Raw genomic sequence first — 16365 nt, forward strand, 5'->3', positions numbered from 1 at the left:
TATCTGAAAATTCAATGTAATTGTCAAGTAAATAAGTTATTTATTTTTCCGTAATATAATGAATGCTTGTATAATACGATTTATTTCAATTTACTAGCGTACGATTATGTTGAAAGATTTTGAGAGTTTCTTACCTAACCAGGACCCTAAAAGCCTCGAGAAGTTTCCTTTCTTCTGGATCTCACAGGTGAATGGGAAATATGCTCAACTAATTGATAAATCTTTAAAAAAAATTGGATTAGACAATACAAAGCGTAAAATCATTCTCAGCTTAAATGCGCTCAATGAAGCGAATATTACTGAGATTTCAAATTTATCTACCATTAAGCTTACGACTGCTACAAAAGCAATTTACCGTTTGGTTGATGAAGATATTGTGACCATTTTTTCCTCACCTTTCGATGAACGGATCTCAATGGTGAAGTTAACTGATAAAGGTTATGACCTCGTTGAACAGATTAATCAGATTAACAAAATTACTTTAGCCGGGATTTTAAACTCTTTTGAAGAAGAGGAGCTTTTGCAGCTTAATACCCAATTAAAGAAAATTTTTGATTTAATGCCTACACGCTAAATTGGTATTTAACTTGCTATCTTTGCTGCTTTAATTCTCTTTCCTAAGGCAGCGATTGAAAACTCTTTTGCTCTATTACTTAAATTATCTTATGAACATCCCTCATACTCATATGGATGTATTTGTTGGGGAAAGCTCATGCATATAATCTAAAATCTGAGAGATATAGATATTATTATCAATGCTGCGATAAGCAATTGAAATAGGACTATATGCCTCATTATCTAGGATAGGAATATATTGCAAATTACGCATACCAATAGCACTCGCACTTGCCGGAATAATGCAAATCCCTTCACCAGATGATACCAATCCTAATGCCATGTGAATTTCTCGTACTTCTCTAAGGTTCTGTGGAATTAAATCTAACTCTGAAAATAAACTCTGAATAAATGTCGAGAAACTTGGTTTTGGAGCATTTGGATAAATGTAGATGATTTCGTTAAGAAATTGTGATAGATAAACCCCCTGCTGCTGATATTGAGTTAGAGGATGATCCTTATGTACGGCTAAGAGCAATTTTTCTCGCTCTAGGATTGTTCTACGTATAGATGGGTCACTAATACCGAGACGACCGAATCCCATATCAATCTTACCCATTTTCAAGGCTTCAACTTGATCTCGCGTACCACATTCGATAAGTTCAATTTTAATATCTCTTATATTCTTACGAAGATGATCTATGATTTCAGGCAACTTCCAATAGAACAGTGAACCCACGTAGCCGATTCTGATCGCAGTGTTCTTAACATTGTAGCGGCTTACCATCGTTTTAGCATGTGCCGTAAGTGTTAAAATTTGCACAGCATATTGATAAAAATACTCACCGACTTCGCTAGTTTTTATCGGCCGTGTACCTCTTTCAAATAAGGTAACCCCTAATTCATCTTCTAAATTTTTAATCTGTCTCGTTAAAGGTGGCTGGGCGATACATAATCGTGCCGCAGCTTTGGTAACACTTTTTTCCTCAACCACTGCGACAAAGTACTTTAAACTTCTCAATTCCATTGAAATTTCCCACTATTATACCTTTTAAGTATTTTTAAATACTAAAACATTTCTATTTAAAAAGAAAAATATCAATTAAGGTATTTACAGCAATATATGGATTATAACGCTATATGTACAAGAATATAGAAACTATACTCGCTGAGATACCGACAATTCGCCCTCATAAAATGGCCGTTGCAACAATGCAAACCCAAACATTAGTCTTAATCAAAATTGAGACTGAAGATGGATTTGTAGGTTGGGGTGAGGCAACCACGATTGGTGGCTTAGGTTATGGTGAAGAAAGTCCTGAAAGTATCAAGGTAAACATTGATACTTACTTCTCTCCTCTACTCAAAACTTTATCACATTTGAATATCGCACAAACATTGCAGATTATTCAAAAAAATATCAATGGGAATCGTTTTGCTAAATGCGCAATCCAAACAGCTTTACTGGATATTCAAGCACAACGTTTAGGTTTGCCATTATCAGAAGTTCTAGGTGGCCGACTACGTGACAGCGTTCCAGTTCTATGGGTATTGGCTTCAGGTGACACAGATAAAGATATTGCTGAAGCACAAAAAATGTTGGCAGCAAAACGTCATAATTTCTTCAAACTAAAAATTGGTTCACGCCCAGTTGAGGCTGATGTCGAACATGTATTGACCATTAAGAAAGCACTCGGCCCTGACGTGTCAATCCGTGTAGATGTAAACAGAGCTTGGTCTGAACTAGAAGCGATTAAAGGAATTCAACTCCTCCAAGACGGTGGTGTCGATCTAATCGAACAACCGTGTGCAATTGATAACATCGACGCTATGCAACGATTAACCCATCGATTTGATATTGCCATTATGGCTGATGAATCTTTGATGGGCCCTGCTTCTGCTTATCGTTTAGCAAAAACGAATGCTGCATCTGTCTTTGCTGTCAAAGTTGCGCAATCAGGTGGCCTATTTGAGGGACGTGATGTTGCAACTATTGCAAATCTAGCTGGAATTGACTTGTATGGCGGGACCATGCTTGAAGGATCCATTGGAACGATGGCCTCGGCACATCTTTTTTCTACTTTTAAGAATCTAGCATATGGAACCGAATTATTCGGCCCCCTACTTTTGACTCAAGAAATTTTAAAAACACCCCTTCAATACGAAAACTTTGAACTGCATTTACCCCAAGGTAATGGCCTAGGTATTGAAATTAATGAAGATAAACTAGATCAACTTCGACGTAAATAATTTGAACATTGATATTAAGGAGTGAAACTATGTTGTTTCATGTACGAATGGATGTGAATATTCCTCGTGACTTGCAAGAAGCGCAAGTTAACGAAATTAAAGCTGTTGAAAAAGCGTATTCACAAGAATTGCAACGTCAAGGTAGATGGCGTCATATCTGGCGAATTACGGGACAGTACTCGAATATCAGTATTTTTGATGTGGAAAATAATGAGGAATTACACAACCTTTTACAAGGCTTACCGCTTTATCCATTTATGAAAATTGAAGTGATGGCCTTAAACCGTCATCCATCTTCAATTCGAGATAATGATAGTTAATTGATTTGTCTCAATATCTTAAGATCAATCTAATAAATACGATAAATAGTTAGTAATAAGGATCAGGACAAGATTTTTTCAAAAGTAAAAATTGTCCTAATTAACAAAAAATACTTAAGGAGTAAGTAGCATGAACCATCAAGAAATCGATGCTTTAGTAAAAAAAATGAACGTAGATACTGCAACTGGGCCTGTAGATGCACGTGTACAGCAAGTTGTTGTTCGTTTGGTTTCAGATCTATTTAAAGCCATTGAGGATTTAGACTTAACTCAATCAGAAGTTTGGAAAGGTCTTGAATATTTCACTGATGCAGGTCAAGCAAATGAACTTGGTCTTCTTGCAGCGGGTCTAGGCTTAGAACATTTCTTAGACCTTCGTGCTGATGAAGCTGATGCAAAAGCAGGAGTGACAGGCGGTACTCCGCGTACCATCGAAGGTCCTCTGTATGTAGCAGGTGCACCAGAGTCTGTAGGTTTCGCACGCATGGACGATGGATCGGAATCTGACAAAGTTGATACTTTATTTATTGAAGGTACCGTGACTGATACTGAAGGCAATATTATTGAAGGTGCTAAAGTTGAAGTTTGGCATGCAAATAGCTTAGGCAATTATTCATTCTTTGATAAGTCTCAATCAGACTTCAACCTTCGCCGTACGATCCATGCAGATCAAGACGGTAAATATGTTGCTCAGACCACAATGCCTGTCGGCTATGGCTGCCCGCCAGAAGGTACCACTCAATTTGTTTTAAATAAATTGGGCCGTCATGGCAACCGCCCTTCTCATGTGCATTACTTCGTATCAGCACCTGGTTATCGTAAGTTGACGACTCAATTTAACATCGAAGGTGATCAATATCTTTGGGATGACTTTGCTTTTGCTACCCGTGATGGCCTAGTGGCAATAGCTGTAGACATTACTGACGAAGTGGAAATTGCACGTCGTGGCGTAAATAAGCCATTCAAACATATTCAATTTAATGTTCAACTAGTAAAAGAAACTGCATCTGCGCCAACTACAGAAATCGAGCGTCGTCGCGTCAGCGCTTAATTACTCTTAAGAATGGATAGTCCACACTATCCATTCTTTTCCTCTCTAATTGAATTGAATCATTACTAATCACTATAAGTAAAAATACTGATTAATAATGATTTAAATATAAATTAATATTAGTTTGAGCAATTTTTATGATTAATAAATCAACATCATTACAAACAGCTCTTTCCCAAATCAAGGACGGTTCTACCATTATGATCGGTGGTTTCGGTACAGCGGGTCAGCCTGCTGAGCTGATTGATGGTTTGATCAAACTTGGTGTGAAAGATCTGGTGATCGTCAATAACAATGCCGGTAATGGCGACTACGGTCTGGCTAAATTACTCAAAGCTGGTGCAGTGCGTAAAATCATCTGCTCATTCCCGCGTCAGTCTGACTCGTGGGTATTTGACGAGCTTTATCGTGCAGGAAAAATTGAACTGGAACTGGTACCGCAAGGTAATCTGGCTTGCCGTATCCAGGCGGCTGGTATGGGCTTAGGTCCAATCTACACCCCTACCGGTTTTGGTACCTTGCTGGCGGAAGGCAAACCGACCATGAACTATGAAGGCAAAGACTACGTTTTAGAAAATCCAATTAAAGCTGACTTTGCTTTAATTAAAGCATCTAAAGGCGACCGTTGGGGCAATCTGGTCTACCGTAAATCTGCGCGTAACTTCGGCCCGATCATGGCGATGGCAGCAGATGTGACCATTGCACAGGTTTCTGAGGTGGTTGAACTGGGTGCACTGGATCCAGAGCACATCATCACCCCGGGAATTTTTGTTCAACACATTGTTCAAGTTAAGCCTGCACAATAATTGGCATCGGAGATAAATAATGAGCTATAGCAAACTGACCCGTGACCAGATCGCTGAACGTGTGGCACAAGACATTCCTGATGGTGCTTATGTGAACCTGGGTATCGGTTTACCAACCAAAATTTCCAGCTACCTGCCAAGCGATAAAGATGTCTTCCTGCATTCTGAAAATGGTCTGTTGGCATTCGGTCCTCCTCCTGCTGAAGAAGACCGCGATCCTGAGCTGATCAATGCCGGCAAAGAATTCGTAACCTTACTGGAAGGCGGTTCTTTCTTCCATCACGGCGATTCTTTCGCAATGATGCGTGGCAGTCACTTAGACATCGCTGTACTGGGTGCATTCCAGGTCGCTGAAAATGGCGATCTGGCCAACTGGCATACTGGTGCTCCAGATGCAATTCCAGCAGTCGGCGGTGCGATGGATCTGGCTGTGGGTGCCAAGAAAGTCTTTATTACCACAGATCACGTGACCAAAAAAGGCGAGCCAAAAATTGTCGCTGAACTATCTTATCCTGCGACTGGCCTGAAATGTGTCGACCGTATCTATACCGACCTGTGCGTGATTGATGTCACGCCTGAAGGTATGAAAGTTATTGAGAAAGTCGAAGGTCTGTCATTTGAAGAATTGCAGTCATTGACCGGTGCCAAACTGATTGATGCGACTCGATGAGTATAAATAGACAAACATCGCTATTTTTAAACGACACATTGAATAGAGATTGAACGTTCCTTCTCTTGCGCCATATATGGTTCAGGGAGAAGGTTAGGATGAGGGGAATTTCCAGACATCCTCTCCCTAACCCTCTCCTTCAAAGGAGAGGGAACTTTATAAAGAAGAGAATACTCCATGAAAAACGCATATATTATCGATGCCATCCGTACCCCATTCGGTCGTTATGCCGGTGGCCTCGCCCCTGTCCGTGCAGATGACTTAGGTGCTGTACCAATCAAAGCCTTGATGAAACGCAATCCATCGGTGAACTGGGAACAGGTCGATGACGTGATTTATGGCTGTGCCAATCAGGCGGGTGAAGACAACCGTAACGTCGGTCGTATGTCTTCATTGCTTGCAGGTGTGCCTTATCAGGTGCCAGCAACGACAGTAAACCGTCTGTGTGGTTCATCGCTGGATGCAGTTGCGATGGCAGCACGTGCGATTAAAGCCGGTGAAGCCAATCTGATTATTGCCGGTGGTGTAGAAAGCATGTCGCGTGCTCCATTCGTGATGGGCAAGTCAGAAACGGCGTATGGCCGTAGCCAGAAGATTGAAGACACCACCATGGGCTGGCGTTTTATCAATCCGAAACTGAAAGAAATGTACGGTGTAGAAACCATGCCGCAAACGGCTGAAAATCTGGCGGAACAGTTCAACATCAACCGTGAAGATCAGGACAAGTTTGCCCTGACCAGCCAGCAACGTACCGCAGCAGCGCAGGCCAATGGTTTCTTTAAGAATGAAATCGTGCCTGTGGTGATTCCGCAGCGTAAAGGCGATGCGGTGGTTGTCGATACTGATGAACATCCACGTGCCTCTACCACAGCAGAAGCATTGGCAAAACTGAAACCTGTGGTGAAAGCAGACGGTACGGTAACGGCGGGTAATGCTTCTGGTATTAACGATGGTGCGGCTGCTCTTTTAATCGCATCTGATGAAGCGGTTGCTCAACACGGCTTAAAGCCACGTGCCAAAATTATTGGCTCAACAGTTGTGGGTGTTGAACCTCGTATTATGGGCTTTGGCCCTGCACCTGCCATTAAAAAGTTGCTTGCTCAAACAGGCCTTACTTTAGAGCAGATGGATGTGATCGAGCTGAATGAAGCTTTTGCTGCCCAAGCACTGGCATGTACCCGTGACTTGGGTATCGAAGACGGCTCAGAGAAAGTCAATCCAAATGGCGGTGCGATTGCATTGGGTCATCCACTTGGTGCATCTGGCGCGCGTCTGGTGACGACTGCACTGAACCAGCTTGAACAAACTGGTGGTCAATATGCGCTGTGTTCAATGTGTATTGGTGTGGGTCAAGGCATCGCTTTGATTATTGAACGTGTCTAAAAGACAATTAAAAATATAAACCTCCTCCCTGAATGTAGATTCAAAGTACTGCTTTGAATCAAATGCAAGAAAGGGAGGTCGGGAGGGATTTTAATGCCAACATTTACATCAAATGATGCACAAATTAATTACCAGACTTTTGGTGATGCTGCAAAACCTGCACTGGTTTTCTCAAATTCTCTGGGTACAAATTTCAAAATGTGGCAACCACAAATTGATTTTTTCCAGCAAGATTTCTTTGTGATTTGCTACGACACCAGTGGTCATGGGGCTTCATCTGCACCACAAGGCCCATATAGCATTGATCAACTTGGTCAAGATGTGGTGAATCTACTTGATCATTTAAATATTGAAAAAGCAGCTTTCTGCGGTATTTCAATGGGCGGCTTAACCGGTCAATGGTTGGTGATTAACCGTCCAGAACGCTTTAATCAGGTGGTGGTGTGCAATACAGCAGCAAAAATCGGTCAGGAACAGGCCTGGCTGGAACGTGCCACGCTGGTGCGTGAACAAGGTTTACAACCGATTGCTTCTACTGCAGCATCACGCTGGTTTACTGAACCCTTTATTCAAAGCAACGCAACAGTGGTAAATAATCTTCAAAACGACTTGGGAGCTGGCAGCCCGGAAGGTTATGCAAGTTGCTGTGAAGCTTTAGCGAAGGCAGATCTTCGAGAACAACTAAAGCAAGTTAAAATTCCGGTATTTATCATTGCTGGTCAACAAGATCCCGTTACGACTATGGAAGATGGCTTGTTTATTCAAAAGCAAATTTTTAACAGCCAATTATTTAATATAAATGCATCTCATATTTCTAACCTTGAACAGCCTGAAGATTTTAATAATACTATAATTAATTTTTTAAATTAGTGATAAGCACCTGTATGCCAACCACTTTGAACAAGCCAAACTTCAGCTAAGTCGTGAGCCTTTAGGTCTATGTCAGTTAAAACTGAATCCTGAAATTAAAGATCTATTCGATTTCAAATTTGAAGATATTGAAATTGTCGGCTATGAATCCCATCCGGCAATTAAAGCGCCTGTCACGGTTTAATTTTTCCCAAACCCAAGAAAATCAAAATCCCACTTTGCTTAAAGTGGGATTTTGCATTTTAATAGGAACAATTTTTACTTGTTTTTGAGTGTGGGTATGGCATTTCAGGATTTAGAAGTCGTTCATGTCGTTGCAATGGATCAGCAGCGCTGTATTGGTAAGGACAATGACCTGCCTTGGCATATCTCAGCAGATCTAAAACATTTTAAGGAAATCACCCAGGGCGGTGTAATTGTAATGGGACGTAAGACCCTTGAATCCATGGGACGTGCCTTGCCTAAACGTGTCAACTGGGTCATTACCCGTGATACAGACTGGTCTTTTGAAGGTACTAAAGTCGCACACACGATTGAAGATGCCTTGAACCAAGCTGTTGCAGATGTAAAAGCGTCAGAAAAACCGGAGTCTATTTATATTATTGGGGGTGGTGAAATCTTCAAACAGACAATGAGTATTGCTGACCGTCTGGAACTGACCCATGTCGAACTGGATGTACAAGGTCATGCCTTCTACCCGGAAATTCCTGCTGAATTCAAAAAAGTTTTTTCCGAACAACATATCGACGACAAAACCGGGATTGCTTTTGAGTTTGCAAATTATAGAAAATGAAGAATAATTTTTAATTAAAGATTCAATTATGCATACACAGGGAAATCCTGCACCTCACTGGCTATTCTGGTTACTGAATGCAGTATTTACCCTGTTTGTCATCGCATCAAGTCTATGGCTGTGCCTTGCGATTTGGGTACAGCAACCCTTAGGCATGATTGGCAGTTCTGTGCTGATTGGTCTTTGGATTATTTTAGCCTGTGCAGTTCTCGGCATTTATTTTAGCCGTCATCTGATTTCACGTGGTGTAGATACCCTTCTTTATATTCTGGCTTTTCTATTTAGCCTGTTCTGGTATTTCAGTCTGGACGCTCGTCAGGACCGGGAGTGGAATCCTGAAGTTGCCCGTATTCTCAGTTATGAACAACAAGGCGATCAAGTCACCTTACATAATGTGCGTAATTTTGTCTGGCTGCCAAATGGGAAATATATTGAGCGCTGGGAAAGTCGCAGCATCAATTTAAATCAGATCACCGGGGTCAATGTCATCACCTCTTACTGGATGGGACCGCATATTGCCCATACCTTGGTGAGTTTTGACTTTGCTGACCAGAAGCCACTGACCTTTTCGATAGAAATCCGTAAGGAAAAAAATGAAGATTTCTCTGCTATCGGCGGCTTCTTCCGCAAGTTTGAGCTGAGTCTGGTGGCGGCTGATGAACGGGATATTATCTACACCCGTAGCAACACCCGCGGTGAGCAGGTATATTTTTTTCCGGTTAATATGCCACAGGCACAAGCCAAGGCGCTTTTCAAAGAATATCTCAACAAGGTGGATGATTTGGCTCAACAGCCGAAGTGGTATAACACTCTAACCAGTAATTGCACTACCCTGGTGTTTGATATGGTTCAGGCTGTTTCCCAGAAACCATTACCAACAGATTATCGCCTGCTGGCGTCGGGTTATTTGCCAAATTATATGTATGACCTGCAAGCGCTGAATCAGGATTGGGACTTAAGCACCTGGTATGCTCGAGCGCATGTAAACCCACGTGTCAAAGAATTTGCTCAGGTCAGTAGTGAACAATATTCTGCCCTACTGCGGCAAGGATTACCTGCGCCAAAAGCAGAATAGAACCTATCATCCCGGGAGCCCGAAGATACAAATTGTATTGGTATCATTCTATTTTTTCTGTTTATATACAGTGATGTATCAAAGAAAAAGAGTAAGCCCAATGTTAAAAAAAGTGACCACAATTGCAATGTTCGTTTCAGCGCTGGCAATAACAGGCTGTCAAACCACACCAGACCAGACCTCTTCCCAAGCGGTTGAAAATCTACAGCAACTTCAGAACCGCACCTGGATTGTCACTCACATTGGCAGTACAGAAATCACCACTGCACCTACCACACGTAATATCCCAAGCCTGCAATTTGATGCTGCCACTCAGCGTGTTAGCGGTGCCGATGGCTGTAACCGTATTATGGGCAGCTATACTGCAGGCAAAGACACTTTGAATCTTAGCCAGATGGCGGGTACAAAAATGGCTTGTCTGAACAATGACAATCTGGATCAAAAATTTAATGAAGCCTTGGCTAAAGTGACCCACTATCAGGTTTTTGGTAAAACCCTGAAGCTGCTCGATAGCTATGGCAACCCAGTCATTCAGCTGGCAAGCCCGGTACAACCGCGCTAAAGCTTAAATAAAAAGCCTGTTTTACAGGCTTTTTTCTATTTGATATTTACAGCGTAGAATAGAGACAGAAACTCGGAATTAAGGACAAGATTATGCAACAGGCGCTATTTGGTGGTGGATGCTTTTGGTGTACCGAAGCGGTATTCCTGCAGATTCGTGGTGTCAGCAAAGTCGTTAGTGGCTATGCCGGTGGACATACCACTCATCCAACCTATGAAGAGATCTGTAATGGTGATACCAACCATGCAGAAGTGATTCTGATTGATTTCGATGAAAGTCAGATCAGCTTTAAGCAATTGCTGGATGTATTCTTTGCCACTCATGATCCAACAACGCTCAATCGCCAAGGCAATGATGTCGGTACACAGTATCGTTCTGTTATTTACTATCTGAACGAAGAACAGCAACGGCAGTCACAAGAAGCTATTGATGCACTGAAGGCTGAAGGTTTAAATGTAGTCACTGAACTCAGTCCTGCTCCGACCTTCTATCCAGCTGAAGATTATCATCAGAACTTTTTTGCCAAAAACCCAAGTCAGGGTTATTGCAACTTTGCCATTCCTCCAAAGCTCAACAAGCTACGTGCCAAGTTTGTAGAACTGTTGAAGTAAAGCAATATTGTCATAAAAAAGCGACCATCTCAGGTCGCTTTTTTTGATCTTGGAAAAATCAGTTATCGGTTGCAAAAGCAATATCGGTGAGTCCGGCTCCACTCGCGCGTGACATCACTTGAGCAACGGTGTCGTAACGTGATTCCTTATCCGCCTTCAATACAATCGTTGGCTGACGCTCTGCCTGCCCAGCTTCATTGAAACGGGTTTCCAGCTGTTCCAGGCTAAGCACATCACCATTCCATGCCACATCACCCTGAGAGTTAATGCTGATGGTAATGTTCTCTGGCGGAAGATCAATAATTTCCGCAGTCGTTTGTGGCAAGGTTAATGGAATTGATGGGTTCGCAACGGTCGCTGTCACCAGGAAGATGATCATCAATACCAACATAATGTCGATCAGGGGAATGAGGTTCATCTCATTCATGCCTACATCGTTGTCTTCACCCAGTTGAAAAGCCATTAAACTTGACCTCCCACTAAACTGTCTTGTGCAACTTTGCTTTCAGCTTTCTTGGCAGATTCCTGTTGCAGCATCGTATCAATCAATAAGCTATGAGCATGGTCTTGTAGTTCATGCGATAAACCACGGTTAAAACGTACCGCGATGTTATAAGCCAATACAGCTGGAATCGCCACTGCCAGACCCAGACCTGTCATGATCAGTGCTTCACCTACTGGTGTTGCCACCTGAGCCAGACCTGCCTGACCGCTCTTACCCACTGCTACCAGTGCATGGAAGATGCCCCATACTGTACCGAATAAACCAATGAAAGGTGAAATCGATGCGATGGTACCCAGAACTGACACACCTTTCTCCGCATTGGCTTTTTCAGCTGCAATCTGGCGTAGCAATGCTTGTTCAGCTACGGCTTTGCGTTGTTCAAAGCCCAAAGGCGCCATTTTTGATTTCAGTTTATCTAGGGCATCAGATAACTGTGCATAAGCCACTTGCTTGAGTTGGCGCGTACCGAGTAAACGCAGTACAAAGATCGTCCATGTCGCAATCGACATTGCCAGTAACACAAAATAAAGTGTTTTACTGACTGCATCAGCATGTTGCCAATAAACTGAAAAGTTCATATTCGAACTCCTAATGGGTTAGCCGTTATCTGGTAATCTGGAAGTCAAAGGGCTGCTCAACACGTGTTGGATAAGCAACGCCATTTTCAACATATTTGGTTAATTGTGCACGACGTACAGCAGACTCGACCTTACGGTTAATCGAAGGACTGCAGCTTGAATTACGTGCTGTCGCAGCCACTACCTTGCCCTGTTCATTCGCTGAGATATCGACCACCATGGAACAGGAACTTTTCAATTCACCTGCTGACATCGATACTTTTGGCGTACGCAACCAGGTTACACCACCACCCAAAGAAACACTCTTAGGAGAAGGAGGCGCAGGTGGTGCCGGTGGCGCAACAGGCGCAGGCGGTGCCACAGGTGCTGGTGGAGGTGTCGGAGCGACTTTGGTTTCTTTCACAACCGTTGGTACAATCGGACTTAGCGTTGGTTTTGCTTCAACTGGTGGTGCCACAACCTTAGGTGTTTCAGCCTTCTTCACTTCCTGGATTTTTTCAACCTTTTTCGGAGGTGGCGGCAACGGTTTTTCAACAATCTTGACCTCTTTCGGCTTCGGCGGCTCTTTCTTCGGCTCAGGCTTTGGCTTCGGAGGTAATGGTTTTGGTGCTTCCTGTAGTTTTACAAAGCGAACCTTCATCGGCTCCTTGTCTACAGGCTTGAGGTCAGGTGCTTCCATCTGGCTGACAGCCCACAATAGGCCAACATGTCCCACCAGCACAGCCGCCATGACAGCTGCAACTTTCTTTTTCATCTGGTTGGGTGGAGTAGGCATCATAGGAGAAGCAACTTGGCTCATTAAATCTTTTACCTTGAAGAGATGATATGAAACAAACAATCAAGCTCATCGGTTAGCACAATTAAAGTACGCCAATAATAAATGAGAAGGGTTTTCATTTGCAATAACAATCCCCAACTTTCTTCATTTTTTTCGACAAATGAGAGAAACAACTCAAAAAAAAAAAGGCATACTTAAAGTATGCCTTTATGAATGATGATGCAAGACTTATTGGAATACCACTGTCTTGTTACCATCCACAATAATACGGTCTTCCAGATGCCATCTTACGGCACGCGCCAGTACATTACGCTCTACGTCCTGCCCCAGTTCACGCAGCTGCTCTACAGTAAAGTCATGGTTTACACGCTCTACGTCCTGCTCAATGATTGGACCTTGGTCCAGATCAGCCGTTACATAGTGGGCAGTCGCACCAATCAGTTTCACACCTTTTTCATAAGCCTGCTTGTACGGATTTGCACCGACAAACGCTGGCAGGAATGAATGGTGAATGTTGATCACTTTCATTTCCCATTTTTGTACAAATTCTTCATCCAGAATCTGCATATAGCGCGCCAGTACTAACAAATCATTGCCTTGCATCAGCTCATCAATTTTTGCATAAGCTTCACGTTTATTGTCTTTAGTCACTGGTACTACTTCAAATGGAATACCAAAATTTTCAACCGATTCACGCAGCGTTTCATGATTCGATACCACTTTGGTGATTTCACATGGCAGACCGCCACGTGCATGACGCCATAACAGCTCAAGTAAAGCGTGATCAACTTTAGACACCAGAATGCCGACTTTTTTCACATCACTTACCAGCGCCAGACGCCAATGCATGTTATAGCGTTCCGCAACATTGACAGCAAAAGTCTGTAACAGGCTTTCTTTACGGCTTTGCAGGTTATCGAGTTCAAACTCAACACGCATGAAGTAACGTCCGCCCTGAGCTTCTGTCGCGTATTGATCAAGCGCAGTAATATTGGCGCCCTGATGATACAAGAAGCTTGAAACAGCCTGCACGATGCCCGGCTTGTCTTCACAAGTAATCAATAAACGTGCGGTGTTAGCAGTCGTCATATTCATGTTGGTAAACGTCACTAATCAGATAAATTAAAAAATAAGCCGAGTATTCTAGCGCGTTTCTTAATTATTCTGAATAGTTTGTTCAGTTTCCCGATCTTTAGCGGATGACAGACTGGCAAAAAGCTCGGAAGAACCAAAAGAGTTCAACAGGCTTTCATAGGTATGACGACTCTCACCACGCAGATAGGCGCCTTCCAGGAACACCATTTGACGCAATGCCTGCCATACCCATTTTTCTTCCAAATGGTTCGAGTCGGTAATATGACCAGACATATACAGGAAGTTGGTCCAGTTGGTCAGCACGATCCACAGGTTGATAATTAAGGCTTCAATTTCCGAATCAGTCATTTCCATTAAGCCAGCATTGACAAAGGCTTTATAGATTTTTTGTCCCTGCTGCATGACTTCACCCGCAAAGCGCGGATACAGCTTGCGGAAGTCTTCATTATTTTCCACCAGGTGATAAACATCACGATGCAGGAAACGATAAGCCCATAACTGGCTGCTGAGCACCTGGAAATAATGAATCTTGTCATTAGCATCCAGCGGACGGTCATCCGGTAATGCCAGCATTTCCAGGGTTTCCTTCTGGTACTGCTCCATCAGTTCCTTGATGATTTCATTCTTGTTACGGAAATGATAGTACAGGTTACCCGGGCTCATACCGAGTTCAGCAGCAATATGATTCGTCGTAACAGAACGCTCACCACGCTCATTAAATAACTGCAAACTGAGCTGCAAAATACGTTCTTTCGTTTTCAACGTTTTGGTTTGGGACATCCTAAAATAACCATTCAGTTCATATACCCGCACGCACCAGCAGCGCATTGACGGTCGAGTACACAAAGTAACTTGACTAATTAGAGTATTTACTCTAAAAATAAATAATCGATTTTCTTAAAAGTGGTAGTGCTGCATGAACAGTCACACAAAAACGACATTAATGACACCACATTTTTTTGACAGCCAGTGCCTTAATGACATTCTGGCACAACAAAAACATGCCTACTTATGTTACCCGCTGCCGACTGCAAAGGAACGTATCGATCGTTTAGCTCGACTTAAGCGTATCTTAGTTAAGTATCAAGATCAATTTGCCGATGCAATTAATCAGGATTATGGCAACCGTTCGATTGGGGAAACCAAAATCGGGGAACTGTTGACCTGCCTAGAACACATCAAATATTACAGCAAGAATCTGACTGGCTGGATGAAACCATCCAAGCGTCACGTCAGTATTATTCACCAGCCAGCCAAAGCCTGGGTGCAGTACCAGCCATTGGGCGTGGTCGGCATTATTGCGCCTTGGAACTATCCTTTACTCCTCTCGATTGGACCACTGGTCTGTGCACTGGCTGCAGGCAACCATGCCATGATTAAAATTTCGAGTGCCTCTGCTCATTTTGGAGCGGTACTTGAAACAGCCTTGGCGGAAGCCTTTCCAAAAGAACTGGTCGCAGTCATTACTGGTGGCGGTGCAGTATCTGATGCCTTTTGCCGCTTGGCTTTCGATAAAATGATTTTCACGGGCTCAACCGCGGTGGGTAAAACCGTGATGGCAGCAGCTGCAGAAAATCTGGTGCCGGTGATTCTGGAACTGGGGGGCAAATCTCCAGTACTGGTTCATCCATCTATTGATATTGAAGATGTGGCAGAGCGTATTGCCGTGGGTAAACTCTGGAATGCTGGTCAAACCTGTGTGGCCCCTGACTACATGTTCCTGCCACGTGGTAAAACCGCTGAATTTATCGATCATTTCCGTAGCTATGTGGAAACCATGTATCCGGATATCACCCATAATCAGGACTACACTTCGATTGTGAATGACAAGCAGTACAATCGTCTGCAAGGCTATTTGGAAGATGCACGTGCACATGGCGCCCAGATTATTGAAATCAACCCGCGTAATGAAACACCGGCAGATCTGCGTAAAATAGCACCGACCATTCTGACCAATGTGACGCCAGATATGGATATCATGAAAAATGAAATCTTTGGTCCACTGCTGCCAATCATGGAATATGATCAAATTGACGATGTAATCGACTTTATTAATAGCCGTCCGCGTCCACTTGCATTATACTATTTCGACTTTGATCAGGCGCGTGCCGATTATGTCGCACAGCGTACCCATTCAGGGCACTTCGGCCAGAACACGGTACTCACTCATGTTGCACAGGATGACCTGCCATTTGGCGGCGTTGGCGCTTCGGGGATGGGTAAATACCATGGGCCAGAAGGCTTCTTCAGTTTGTCGCATGAACGGTCTGTAATGTCCAATCCTAAGCTGTATAGCTTGAAATACATTCTCCCGCCGTTTAATAAGCCGATTCATAAACTGATTTCGAAGACTCTTCTTCGATAAATGATCAAGGCATGAGCTGTTGCACCAACTCATGCCCGGTTTTAGACAAAATCGCTTGTCTTTTAAGCGCATTTTTGGTATAAAACGCCCCTTGAATG

Annotated in this window: 19 protein-coding genes and 1 pseudogene; 14 read left to right on the forward strand and 6 right to left on the reverse strand. The window is 43.1% G+C overall.

Annotated features, from left to right (window positions below):
* Positions 1-106 precede the first annotated feature (106 nt).
* Positions 107-574 (forward strand): MarR family winged helix-turn-helix transcriptional regulator, encoded by a 468-nt coding sequence (locus F955_RS01270; protein WP_004890253.1) that lies wholly within the window; start codon positions 107-109, stop codon positions 572-574.
* A 108-nt stretch (positions 575-682) separates the two neighbouring features.
* Here the strand turns inward: F955_RS01270 and F955_RS01275 are convergent, their stop codons facing one another.
* A complete protein-coding gene (locus F955_RS01275; protein WP_004890256.1) occupies positions 683-1582 on the reverse strand; it encodes a LysR family transcriptional regulator in 900 nt (299 codons plus the stop codon).
* Positions 1583-1695: 113 nt separating this feature from the next.
* Between F955_RS01275 and F955_RS01280 the strand changes: the two genes are divergently transcribed.
* The 12 genes and pseudogenes from F955_RS01280 to msrA all read left to right on the forward strand — a co-directional run bounded on the left by F955_RS01280 (position 1696) and on the right by msrA (position 10946).
* The gene (locus F955_RS01280; protein WP_004890259.1) at positions 1696-2805 is read left to right on the forward strand and encodes a muconate/chloromuconate family cycloisomerase; all 1110 of its coding nucleotides are present in this window, start codon (positions 1696-1698) and stop codon (positions 2803-2805) included.
* Between the two features lie 29 nt (positions 2806-2834).
* Positions 2835-3125, forward strand: coding sequence for a muconolactone Delta-isomerase (catC, locus tag F955_RS01285; protein ID WP_004890261.1), 291 nt, complete (start codon positions 2835-2837; stop codon positions 3123-3125).
* Between the two features lie 130 nt (positions 3126-3255).
* A complete protein-coding gene (catA, locus tag F955_RS01290; protein ID WP_004890262.1) occupies positions 3256-4176 on the forward strand; it encodes a catechol 1,2-dioxygenase in 921 nt (306 codons plus the stop codon).
* Positions 4177-4313: 137 nt separating this feature from the next.
* Positions 4314-4982, forward strand: coding sequence for a 3-oxoacid CoA-transferase subunit A (locus F955_RS01295; RefSeq protein WP_004890264.1), 669 nt, complete (start codon positions 4314-4316; stop codon positions 4980-4982).
* Between the two features lie 19 nt (positions 4983-5001).
* Complete coding sequence (locus F955_RS01300; protein ID WP_004890266.1) at positions 5002-5652, forward strand: 3-oxoacid CoA-transferase subunit B; 651 nt, start codon at positions 5002-5004, stop codon at positions 5650-5652.
* Between the two features lie 177 nt (positions 5653-5829).
* Positions 5830-7035: a 3-oxoadipyl-CoA thiolase gene (pcaF, locus tag F955_RS01305; protein WP_004890268.1), complete on the forward strand. Its 1206-nt coding sequence runs from the start codon at positions 5830-5832 to the stop codon at positions 7033-7035.
* 93 nt (positions 7036-7128) lie between these two features.
* Positions 7129-7905, forward strand: coding sequence for a 3-oxoadipate enol-lactonase (gene pcaD, locus F955_RS01310; RefSeq protein ID WP_004890271.1), 777 nt, complete (start codon positions 7129-7131; stop codon positions 7903-7905).
* 1 nt (position 7906) lies between these two features.
* Positions 7907-8089: pseudogene (locus tag F955_RS16230) on the forward strand (thymidylate synthase); the annotation flags it as partial.
* Positions 8090-8185: 96 nt separating this feature from the next.
* Positions 8186-8698 carry a trimethoprim-resistant dihydrofolate reductase DfrA44 gene (gene dfrA44, locus F955_RS01315; protein ID WP_004890273.1) on the forward strand — a complete coding sequence of 171 codons (513 nt, stop codon included), beginning with the start codon at positions 8186-8188 and terminating at the stop codon, positions 8696-8698.
* Between the two features lie 28 nt (positions 8699-8726).
* Positions 8727-9773, forward strand: a complete 1047-nt coding sequence (locus tag F955_RS01320) for an Lnb N-terminal periplasmic domain-containing protein (protein ID WP_004890276.1) — start codon at positions 8727-8729, stop codon at positions 9771-9773.
* 100 nt (positions 9774-9873) lie between these two features.
* The gene (locus tag F955_RS01325; RefSeq protein ID WP_004890277.1) at positions 9874-10335 is read left to right on the forward strand and encodes an META domain-containing protein; all 462 of its coding nucleotides are present in this window, start codon (positions 9874-9876) and stop codon (positions 10333-10335) included.
* Positions 10336-10427: 92 nt separating this feature from the next.
* Positions 10428-10946, forward strand: coding sequence for a peptide-methionine (S)-S-oxide reductase MsrA (gene msrA / locus F955_RS01330; protein ID WP_004813253.1), 519 nt, complete (start codon positions 10428-10430; stop codon positions 10944-10946).
* Between the two features lie 58 nt (positions 10947-11004).
* Here the strand turns inward: msrA and F955_RS01335 are convergent, their stop codons facing one another.
* The 5 genes from F955_RS01335 to F955_RS01355 all read right to left on the reverse strand — a co-directional run bounded on the left by F955_RS01335 (position 11005) and on the right by F955_RS01355 (position 14682).
* Positions 11005-11409, reverse strand: a complete 405-nt coding sequence (locus F955_RS01335; protein WP_004813257.1) for an ExbD/TolR family protein — start codon at positions 11407-11409, stop codon at positions 11005-11007.
* Entirely contained in the window at positions 11409-12029 is a 621-nt protein-coding gene (locus F955_RS01340) for a MotA/TolQ/ExbB proton channel family protein (RefSeq protein ID WP_004813259.1), read from the reverse strand. Before F955_RS01340 ends, F955_RS01335 begins: the two co-directional genes overlap by 1 nt.
* Positions 12030-12054: 25 nt before the next feature.
* Positions 12055-12828 carry an energy transducer TonB gene (locus F955_RS01345; protein ID WP_004890280.1) on the reverse strand — a complete coding sequence of 258 codons (774 nt, stop codon included), beginning with the start codon at positions 12826-12828 and terminating at the stop codon, positions 12055-12057.
* A 207-nt stretch (positions 12829-13035) separates the two neighbouring features.
* Positions 13036-13902 carry a formyltetrahydrofolate deformylase gene (gene purU / locus F955_RS01350; protein ID WP_004813265.1) on the reverse strand — a complete coding sequence of 289 codons (867 nt, stop codon included), beginning with the start codon at positions 13900-13902 and terminating at the stop codon, positions 13036-13038.
* Positions 13903-13962: 60 nt separating this feature from the next.
* Complete coding sequence (locus F955_RS01355; protein ID WP_008302057.1) at positions 13963-14682, reverse strand: TetR/AcrR family transcriptional regulator; 720 nt, start codon at positions 14680-14682, stop codon at positions 13963-13965.
* Between the two features lie 136 nt (positions 14683-14818).
* Between F955_RS01355 and F955_RS01360 the strand changes: the two genes are divergently transcribed.
* Positions 14819-16267 carry a coniferyl aldehyde dehydrogenase gene (locus tag F955_RS01360; protein ID WP_004890283.1) on the forward strand — a complete coding sequence of 483 codons (1449 nt, stop codon included), beginning with the start codon at positions 14819-14821 and terminating at the stop codon, positions 16265-16267.
* The last annotated feature ends 98 nt before the right edge of the window (positions 16268-16365 follow it).

This window comes from Acinetobacter schindleri CIP 107287, assembly GCF_000368625.1.
In the GTDB taxonomy this organism is placed as follows: Bacteria; Pseudomonadota; Gammaproteobacteria; order Pseudomonadales; family Moraxellaceae; genus Acinetobacter; species Acinetobacter schindleri.